The 8,122-nt window shown below is 53.1% G+C and carries 9 protein-coding genes; 5 read left to right on the forward strand and 4 right to left on the reverse strand.

Annotation, left to right across the window (positions count from 1 at the left end):
• Nucleotides 1-56 precede the first annotated feature (56 nt).
• From ACTS3T_RS00715 to ACTS3T_RS00725, 3 genes are all read left to right on the forward strand, one after another.
• Nucleotides 57-569, forward strand: a complete 513-nt coding sequence (locus ACTS3T_RS00715; protein ID WP_462934612.1) for an adenine phosphoribosyltransferase — start codon at nucleotides 57-59, stop codon at nucleotides 567-569.
• A gap of 15 nt (nucleotides 570-584) precedes the next feature.
• Nucleotides 585-1,646 carry an ABC transporter permease gene (locus tag ACTS3T_RS00720; protein WP_462934613.1) on the forward strand — a complete coding sequence of 354 codons (1,062 nt, stop codon included), beginning with the start codon at nucleotides 585-587 and terminating at the stop codon, nucleotides 1,644-1,646.
• 109 nt (nucleotides 1,647-1,755) lie between these two features.
• A complete protein-coding gene (locus ACTS3T_RS00725) occupies nucleotides 1,756-2,052 on the forward strand; it encodes a hypothetical protein (protein ID WP_462934614.1) in 297 nt (98 codons plus the stop codon).
• A gap of 25 nt (nucleotides 2,053-2,077) precedes the next feature.
• On the opposite strand, the gene ACTS3T_RS00730 is transcribed toward ACTS3T_RS00725, so the two are convergent.
• On the reverse strand, nucleotides 2,078-3,130 hold the full coding sequence (locus ACTS3T_RS00730) for a hypothetical protein (protein ID WP_462934615.1): 1,053 nt from the start codon (nucleotides 3,128-3,130) through the stop codon (nucleotides 2,078-2,080).
• Between the two features lie 236 nt (nucleotides 3,131-3,366).
• Here ACTS3T_RS00730 and ACTS3T_RS00735 point away from each other — a divergent pair, with 236 nt between their 5' ends.
• Nucleotides 3,367-4,116 carry a hypothetical protein gene (locus tag ACTS3T_RS00735; protein WP_462934616.1) on the forward strand — a complete coding sequence of 250 codons (750 nt, stop codon included), beginning with the start codon at nucleotides 3,367-3,369 and terminating at the stop codon, nucleotides 4,114-4,116.
• Nucleotides 4,117-4,118: 2 nt separating this feature from the next.
• On the opposite strand, the gene ACTS3T_RS00740 is transcribed toward ACTS3T_RS00735, so the two are convergent.
• Together ACTS3T_RS00740 and ACTS3T_RS00745 are read right to left on the reverse strand one after the other, a co-directional pair.
• The gene (locus ACTS3T_RS00740) at nucleotides 4,119-4,613 is read right to left on the reverse strand and encodes a DUF427 domain-containing protein (RefSeq protein ID WP_462934617.1); all 495 of its coding nucleotides are present in this window, start codon (nucleotides 4,611-4,613) and stop codon (nucleotides 4,119-4,121) included.
• Nucleotides 4,614-4,651: 38 nt separating this feature from the next.
• Nucleotides 4,652-6,535 (reverse strand): caspase family protein, encoded by a 1,884-nt coding sequence (locus tag ACTS3T_RS00745; RefSeq protein WP_462934618.1) that lies wholly within the window; start codon nucleotides 6,533-6,535, stop codon nucleotides 4,652-4,654.
• Nucleotides 6,536-6,796: 261 nt separating this feature from the next.
• On the opposite strand from ACTS3T_RS00745, the gene ACTS3T_RS00750 reads away from it, so the two are divergent.
• Nucleotides 6,797-7,240 carry a hypothetical protein gene (locus ACTS3T_RS00750; RefSeq protein ID WP_462934619.1) on the forward strand — a complete coding sequence of 148 codons (444 nt, stop codon included), beginning with the start codon at nucleotides 6,797-6,799 and terminating at the stop codon, nucleotides 7,238-7,240.
• Nucleotides 7,241-7,402: 162 nt separating this feature from the next.
• On the opposite strand, the gene ACTS3T_RS00755 is transcribed toward ACTS3T_RS00750, so the two are convergent.
• Nucleotides 7,403-7,639 (reverse strand): hypothetical protein, encoded by a 237-nt coding sequence (locus ACTS3T_RS00755; RefSeq protein ID WP_462934620.1) that lies wholly within the window; start codon nucleotides 7,637-7,639, stop codon nucleotides 7,403-7,405.
• Nucleotides 7,640-8,122 lie beyond the last annotated feature (483 nt).

Raw genomic sequence — 8,122 nt, forward strand, 5'->3', positions numbered from 1 at the left:
TGCTGGCAGAGCCTTGAGAATGATAGGATTTCTACAATTCACTCAGCCGCTTGTTCATGGACTTAAAGGCGCTCATTCGTAATGTTCCAGATTTCCCCAAACCGGGGATCACGTTTCGAGATATTACAACGCTGCTAGCCGATGCTAAGGGGCTACAGTATGCGATCGACAGCATGGCCGAGAAATGCATCGATTTAGCTCCCGACTATATTGCTGGTATTGAATCGCGAGGCTTTATTTTTGGGATGCCTCTGGCTTACAAAATGGATCTTGGCTTTGTGCCAGTGCGCAAACCGGGAAAATTGCCGTCTGCTGTGTACTACGCTGAATACGAGCTGGAATATGGAACCGATGCGCTTGAGGTGCATCAAGACGCTTTTCCGGCAGGTAGCCGAGTTTTAGTGGTAGATGACTTGATTGCAACCGGGGGCACTGCCTCAGCTACGGCTAAGCTGATTGCTCAGGCTAACTGTCAGCTAGTGGGATTTGGCTTTATCATTGAACTCACGTTCCTTGAAGGGCGTCACCGATTGCCTCAAGTTCCAATCGTGACGCTGGTTCAATACTAAAGTTAAGCATCTGGCATGACCTCTACTCGGTCTTCTCAAGCAACGGCAAAGCTAGCAGATATCCGCTTTGCCCTGAAAAGTTTTCTGACAAACGACACGACGCTTTACGTCATTAAGCGTGTTTTACAAGCGCTGCTGACTTTATTGCTGGCGTCTGCTTTTAGCTTTTTTATCATCCAGCTTGCCCCAGGCGACTTTTTGGCGGCTCAGCGGCAAAACCCGCAAATTTCGGCAGAAACCATTCAGCAGCTAGAAGCCCAGTTTGGTTTAGACAAATCTATTTGGGAGCAATACTGGCGTTGGCTGGTACAGGTGGTAACGCAGCTTAATTTTGGTCTGAGCTTTGCCTATCAGCGTCCGGTCATTGATATTCTTTGGGAGCGAATTCCCAATACGCTGCTGCTGTCGATCGCTTCAATTGTAGTTACCTGGGCGATCGCCTTACCCCTGGGTATCCTCAGTGCGGTTAAGCAAAATCAGGTAGCTGATCGCGTGTTGCGTGTGGTTAGCTATTTGGGTCAAGGTTTCCCTACGCTGATTACGGGGTTGTTGCTGCTGTTTTTAGCTCAAAGTACAGCCCCTTTGTTTCCGGTAGGGGGGCGCACCAGCATCAACCATGCCGACTTGACCTGGCTAGGGCAACTGCTGGATGTTGGCTGGCACCTAATCTTGCCAACGCTGGCGCTAAGCATTACCAGCTTTGCCGGGTTGCAGCGAATTATGCGCGGGCAACTGCTCGACGTGTTGCGGCAAGACTATATTCAAACTGCGCGAGCCAAAGGTTTGCCAGAAAACCGGGTTGTTTATGTTCACGCCCTGCGAAATGCGGTGAACCCGCTGATTACGTTGCTGGGGTTTGAATTTGCTTCTCTTTTGGGTGGTGCCTTTATTACCGAAAACTACTTTAACTGGCCGGGGCTAGGCCGTTTAATTTTGCAAGCGGTTCAAGCCCAAGACTTGTATCTGGTTATGGCGAGTTTGATGATGGGCGCAGTCATGCTCATTGTGGGCAATTTGCTAGCCGATTTGGCGCTGACGTTTGTAGATCCTCGCATCAAGCTGACAGAGATGAACTAACCGCTGGCCGCTCGGTCGTCTGCCCGTAAAGAACGACCGCTAACGGCTGGAATCTGTCGATAAAACCAGCCAGTAAGGTTATGGCTAATATTTGTTTGGGTAGGAAGCGATGTTTTCTGAAAGCTACTATTTGCTGCGATCAAATATTGACGGTCGCTACTTAGTCGCCCAGCCGCGTACCGAAGCGGGCGAGTCTGCTGGCAGCTTTTTACTGCTGTTCCAGGCAGACTATGAAGCGATGAGCTACCTCAACACCCATGCTGAACCCGTGGCCGATCGCTTTGCTTTAGAACCCGTTTCGGGCAACCAGCTAACTCAGGTGATGGATCGCTGGAGCTTTACCGGAGTTGGGCTAGTGAAGGATCCGTTGACGCCTCAGGTTGAATTTTTGGTGCGCGATCGCTAGGTGAGGTCAGCCGCCAGCCGCCAGATTAGTAATTGTAGTTACTGGGGTAGTCTTCTGGCCCCCAGGTGGAAGAACCGAGGGGATTAGAAAAAGTTTGAATTTGCCCCCCTCCTAAATAAGCGCCCGGTGGACGCGGCACTGAAAAAGGCACTGTATTTTGTGGTACCTGGGGCACCTGGGGCTGGCTGTACAGATTGCTGGCGCTAGGGGGCAAAACGGGGGTCGTTGCGGCGCGATTAGGCAAGTTGTCAAAGCCAGATTGAACCTGAGGTAAAGCAGGCGTGGTCAGGTTGGTGTAAGCGTTGCCCCCTGGATAATTATTTGGAGCCAGATTGAGCGTAGCGGGCGGGGTATAGCCAGTAGTACCCGGCGGCGGCGACATGCTGGGGGTGGTCGGAATAAATCGAATAGGCCCTACCCCTGGACGGGTTCCTGGCAGCGTGGCAGAAGCGGCCGCATCGGTATTGGCTATGCGATCGGGTGCGGTTGAGGGTTGCGTAGCGCTAGAAGCAGGCGATCGCCCTTCTGAGTTTTCGGTTTGAGTCGGTAAGCGGCTTAAAGCGGTTTGCAAAGCACTTGCTTGACTGGGTTCAGCGGCGGTTTCTGTGCCTAACAAAGCTGATAGGTTTAAGGCTGAAGCAGTGCTTCTAGCCGGGTTGTCAAGGGTGCTGGGGGGGCTAACTGGCCTTGGTTGAGCAGGGTTTGAATTGTAGGGCGAGTAGTTGTTGGTGCGAAGGGGTTCGCTATCAGCAATTTTAGTCAGCTGGTTGAACAAACTCGCTTCTGGCGTGTCTGGCTGAATGGCCGGGGTAGAGGCGTCTAAATCGGCCAGCAATACGTCTAAGCTATCAACCTGAGCTAAGGCGGCTTGCTCATCTAGGGTAAGTTCGGTTTCAGGAAGCTGAACGCTAGGCGATTGGCGATCGATTTCAAAGCCTGCTAGCCACTCAGGATGATTGCGATATTCCCAAAAAACTACCCCTAACAAAGTCAACACCAAAACTGGCCCCCAGACCACAGGCTGAGCGGCGGGCTGTAGGCGGGCAAACAAATATCGAATTGACGGAGGTAGTGCCATAGCTAAACCCAATGCAGACCGAAAGACCCCTCAAACCTAGGTTAATTCTAGCCAAAAGTTCGGTTTTAGACCGACTAGCGTTAAAAAATACGGATTGAAATTAATAGAAAAGGCTGAAAGATCATTGCAGTCTTTTACAGAGACAACCCGTTGTGTCAAATTAGTGATTTGATGGGCATAAAATAGCGCCCATGGTCTATCAACCGGACAGAGTAGCACCGAGAAGGGTTCAACTAATGACTTCAGAGGCAAAATCTCGCTCAGGTGTTTCGTTTACCATCGTGGCTAAACCTCCAACACCCGCAGACTGTACCCCCAGTAGCCCTCGTCCCGTGGCGTTACCTGGCTCCGTAGAGCCAACCCGCGATCGCACTACCGTAGATGCTACTACTTTACCTACCGTTCCGGTTGAGGGGGCGTTACCCAGCCTGCCCAAGCTGAAACGCACTACCTTTAGCAGCCATCGCCACGAAGCGAATCCTGCGTTAGCCATGACGCTGCTGCAAGAAATTGGCGGCAATGTTGAGCAGTGGCAAACTGAACTGCGCAAAATTTTGCTCGATATTCAAGCTGTTTATATGGAAGGGCCGATTGTCGATGGTTGGTTAGAGTCTGAGGCCAGCCCAACGGCGACCCCGCCGGCTGCGGGTGGCTTAGATGCCTCGGTGTTGCGGCATGGAGATGTGGATCAAATTCACACTTATATTCAAGCTCAAATTGAAAAAGCCGCTGCCCAGCCCGTCGCGAATGCCTCTCAGCCGCCTCAATACCGCCTCTGTAGCCTGGATGCCGAAGGTCGGCTTAACTGTCAGCCTTGCCCACCTGAGCAGCTTTCTGTCGTCAGCGTTGCGATCGCCCGTCATCAAAAAATCCGCCAGCTTCTGAGCCAGAAACAGTACCTTGAAGCTCGTCTAAAGCGGGCTGTTGAGGTTTTAACGACCGCCCGTAGTGAGTTGGGGCTTGGCCCCAGCGGCGCTACCCCTTGAGCCTACCAGCCCCAAGTGCCCACTCCACCCTTAAACGGGCCAACAATATCTGACGTAATCCAGCCGCCGTAAAAGTCACCCGCCTGGGCTTGGACGCGTTCGCCGTCAACGTAGCAAGCATCTACTTTAGAGGGATAAAAGGCGACGTAGTTTTGAATGGCCTCAAACGCCGGAGTCGGATCAGGGTAATACCAGGCAGCGGCTTCCACCTGGCGATCGCCAACGCTAAGGGTATAGTAAGCGGCGCGTCCTTTCCATTCGCAAAACGAAGAGGCCGCAGCAGGCTGCAAATAAGCTAGCTGAAGGTCGGTAGGTGGAATGTAGTAAACCGGGGGATGGCTGGTTTCTAGTACCCGCTGCGCCTGTCGGGTATCGGCCAAGGTGATGCCATTTAAAACCACTTGAATATGTTTATTAGAAGCTTCTAACCGAGGAGGACGAGGATAGTCCCAAACCGATTCTTGCCCCGGCTCTGGCTGAATGCGTTGCTGCACCATTGCGTTTTATCAACTGCTCAAACTTTGTGCTTTTCATCTTACTGCGCTTGCCAGCGCTTTAGCTGGGTTTGGGCACTGCTGTAGGCGGCTGTGTCTGGCGGCACCAAAATGGCGGCTTGAATTGCCGCTTCAAAGCGTCCTTGAGCCGCCCGTGCCCGCGCAATGCTGAGAATTTCTTGGCTGAGTTGGTCAATTCGGGTCTGGGCTTGATCATATTCGGGATGAGCCGCCGGAACTTGCCGCAGTAAAACGATGGCGTCTTGAAAAGAAGCCGCTTGCCCCGGTTGCAAAATGGCTTCAGCCTGTTGCAGTTGAGCCTGACTGGTTTGGCGTTGCTGCCAGTTTTCAATTTGCGCTTGAGCCTGACGATGCAGGGCTGAGGCTGCAGCGGGTACAAGCTGAGCCGTGGCGATGGCGGCGGCTAAATCGCCTTGATTGGCGGAGGTGTCGGCTAAGTTTAAAAGGTCTTGGCTCCACTGCTCGACAAGCTGCTGCGCTTCTTGATAAAAAGGTTCGCCCGCTGGAATTTGGCTAACTTCAGCGATCGCTGCGGCTAAGCTAGCTGCCTGATTGGGCTGGGCGCTTCGCTGGGCGGTGGTTAGTCTGGCTTGGTTGTCGGCTACCTGCTGGGCTAAGCTGGCTTCAGCCTGGGCTTGCAAAATGTTGTAGGTTTCATCTCTGGTGGCGGCGGGCACCTGTTCTAGCCAGCGAATGGCTTCAGCGTACCGCTGCTGGGCGATCGCCTGTTGTGCCTGAGCCAGTGCCGAACGGGGCAGTTCGCGTCTAGCCCCCGATAACGCTCCGGCAAAGAGCGCATTTCCCGGTACGTCAGCGGCGGTATCAGAAACGGCAGTTGCCGCTTCAGGGTCAGCGGTCTCAGACGTAGGCGACTCTGGTTCAGCAGGGGCAGGAACAGGCTGAGGCGCAGGCAACGGCAGCAAATTAAAGCGGCTTAAAAGCAACAACAGCAACGCCACTATTAAAGCCAGTGGCCCCCAGCTACCTAGTGAGCGTTGCAAGGTAGCCAGAGAGGGGCTAAAAGCACTAGCCGCCGAACGGTCGCCAGCGGTGGCTGGGGCATTAGCGGCAGGCGTGGGCGGCAGCGGACTCATCACGGGCAGTTGGGGCGATCGCACTGGATGATTAGCAGTGGTGGGCGCAGCAGGCGTAACGGGCAGGTTAGCAGCCGTTGGCACCATCAGCAAAAACTGTTGTTCGCTGGGAATTTGAATCGCTGGGTGCTGAGTGGGTCGCCAGTGGTGTTCACAAAGTTCGGGCAGTTGCTTTTGCAGGTGCTTGGCGATGTGGTCGAGGGTAACGCAGCCGCGATACTGCAAGCCTTCTAGCAGCGCTGCTGTAAATAAGCCGTGTTTGACCGCCAAAGTTTCATGAGAAAATTCTTGCGGCTGACAAGAGACGATCAGCGATAGGCCAAAGTCGCGGGCTAAGGCTAGAGACTGCTGCCCCACGGCTTGATCAGCCAAAGCTGCCTGTGCCCGGTTGATATCTAGCAGAATGACGACATTGTTAGTAGGAGCCTGCTTAAACAGCTCAAATAGCGCCTGAACGGAGCAAGCAGTTTCGGCCAAATGAGCCGGATCGGCGTCAATGGGTAGCAGATAGTCGCGATCGCCAAAACGAATGCCATAGCCACTAAAGAAAAACCACAAAACATCGTCGGGCTGTAGCTGTTCGTGGCAGAGCTTTTGCACGCAGCTGATCAAAGTTTGGCGATCTGGCCGAGCCGCAACGGGCGATCGCGCTTCGGCTAGATCGCACAGCAAAAAACAGCGATCGGCGGCAACATTAGCCCCTTCGGTTAAGAAGCGCCAAAGCCCAATCGCATCTTGCTGAGCATAGAGCAGCGGCTGCAAAGCCTGATACTGATTAATGCCAACGACAACTGCCCAATGTTGAGTCATAACGATTGCAACAAGCTATCCATCAATATATAAACGCACCCCAGTTTGGCGCTAAGCGTCTCGACCCCGTTCTGTGCCCCGAAGATAGCATAGACTTTCTGGCTTGAAACATTCATTTTGCCAGATACGTCTACCGCTTAGATCTAGGCAAACGAATTCTTGCTAGAACCGCTCCAATTTGAGCTAAGCTTTAACCAAAAATTGTCTCCATCCTTGGGCAAACTACCCTGGTCTAGGGAGCAGATAAAAAGGATAACCGTAATGACTCAACCAAAACGAATGCCGAAAAAAGTAGCCCGACTGTTAAACCGTTGGCGGCAGGCTTGCTCACCTGTTGGGCTGGCAGTTTTACTGGGGTTATCCAGTGGGTTTTGGGTTGGCCAAACGGCGATCGCGCCGCCAGCAGCCCAAGCCTATACGTCTCGCACTAGCCTCTTTTTAGTACGCGGCGAAAATGAAAGCTATGAAACTTTAATTCGGCGGGCAGATATTACGGCTCGTGCGGCAGCGCAGCGCAGTTTTGATGCTGATTTGCTCATTACTGAGGTGATTGTGACGGTAACGGCTGAAAGCCAGGGAATTTCGCTGCCTGTGATGATGCTACAGGTGAGCCGCAACCAGTGGAGCAGCCGCCCCGATCCGCGCTACTGGGCTACTTACTATCCCAATGCGCGTACGCTGCTGTTTTCAGATGCGGGCGAATAGGGGGCTAAAGGTAGAAGTTAAAGGGTAAAGGTCAGAAGCTTGACTATTAGCGGTTTTCGCCATTTAGCTGGCTTAGTTTTTGGGGCTATGGCCGTCTTTCAGTTGAGCTAAATCAGATTTTGAGGTTAAAGAGAGGCCGCGATCGCGGCCTCTCTTTGGTTTTTAGTCAAGTCGGCAGCGCTTAACCAAAATCACCATCACTTCATTCGGGCGTCCGGTCGAGATCGGGCGGCTCCAGTCGTTGGCGGCGACGCACTCTTTAACGTGCAGTCGGTGGATTTCTTGCCGCACACAGGGCAATGAGCCGAAAATCATCACCCGAATGTCTTCTGGGGTGGGGTTGGCGCTATCTGAGGCGATCGCAGTTGGGCGATCGCCCGCATCTGGCGTTTGAAACATGGCGTGTACTCCTTAGGTTTTGAGGTCTGGCTTTCCTCGCCTTGGCTTTTTTCGTCTAGGGCAGAACATAGCCTTTGCCCAAGCAAGAAAGTGGCGGCAGGAAACCAGAACCCAAAAACTCAACCACCCCGACAAATTGCAATGCAAATCGGGGTGGCTGGTGGTACACTTCACCACTAGCCGCCGACTGCCTGTTTCAGTTGGGGGTTAGGCTCCTGCTGGTGTCGTAAGCACCTTCAGGAGCCGTTGAGTTTTCGAGTCCTGTGTATGTAAACAAGCTGTAACGTTTTAACCGCTACAGCTTAATGGCTGAGTGTAAAGCATTCAGCGATCGGCGTCAATTAGGCCGAAAGGGCAATTTTTTGCAGATCAGGGTGTGCCGCCATCAGGCACCGTCAAAATGCGCGACTCAATCCCCGCCCACACTTGGGGCGACACCCGCACCGCCGCTTCTTTACAACGAATCATCAACTCAGCCGCATA

This window comes from Almyronema sp. (genome assembly GCF_052168255.1).
GTDB lineage: Bacteria > Cyanobacteriota > Cyanobacteriia > Phormidesmidales > Phormidesmidaceae > Sphaerothrix > Sphaerothrix epifaneia.

What these genes read in the sequence shown, in the direction of transcription:
- ACTS3T_RS00715 (WP_462934612.1), top strand. Translation starts at nt 57, where the DNA reads ATGGACTTAAAGGCGCTCATTCGTAATGTTCCAGATTTCCCCAAACCG.
- ACTS3T_RS00720 (WP_462934613.1), top strand. Translation starts at nt 585, where the DNA reads ATGACCTCTACTCGGTCTTCTCAAGCAACGGCAAAGCTAGCAGATATC.
- ACTS3T_RS00725 (WP_462934614.1), top strand. Translation starts at nt 1,756, where the DNA reads ATGTTTTCTGAAAGCTACTATTTGCTGCGATCAAATATTGACGGTCGC.
- ACTS3T_RS00730 (WP_462934615.1), bottom strand. Translation starts at nt 3,130, where the DNA reads ATGGCACTACCTCCGTCAATTCGATATTTGTTTGCCCGCCTACAGCCC.
- ACTS3T_RS00735 (WP_462934616.1), top strand. Translation starts at nt 3,367, where the DNA reads ATGACTTCAGAGGCAAAATCTCGCTCAGGTGTTTCGTTTACCATCGTG.
- ACTS3T_RS00740 (WP_462934617.1), bottom strand. Translation starts at nt 4,613, where the DNA reads ATGGTGCAGCAACGCATTCAGCCAGAGCCGGGGCAAGAATCGGTTTGG.
- ACTS3T_RS00745 (WP_462934618.1), bottom strand. Translation starts at nt 6,535, where the DNA reads ATGACTCAACATTGGGCAGTTGTCGTTGGCATTAATCAGTATCAGGCT.
- ACTS3T_RS00750 (WP_462934619.1), top strand. Translation starts at nt 6,797, where the DNA reads ATGACTCAACCAAAACGAATGCCGAAAAAAGTAGCCCGACTGTTAAAC.
- ACTS3T_RS00755 (WP_462934620.1), bottom strand. Translation starts at nt 7,639, where the DNA reads ATGTTTCAAACGCCAGATGCGGGCGATCGCCCAACTGCGATCGCCTCA.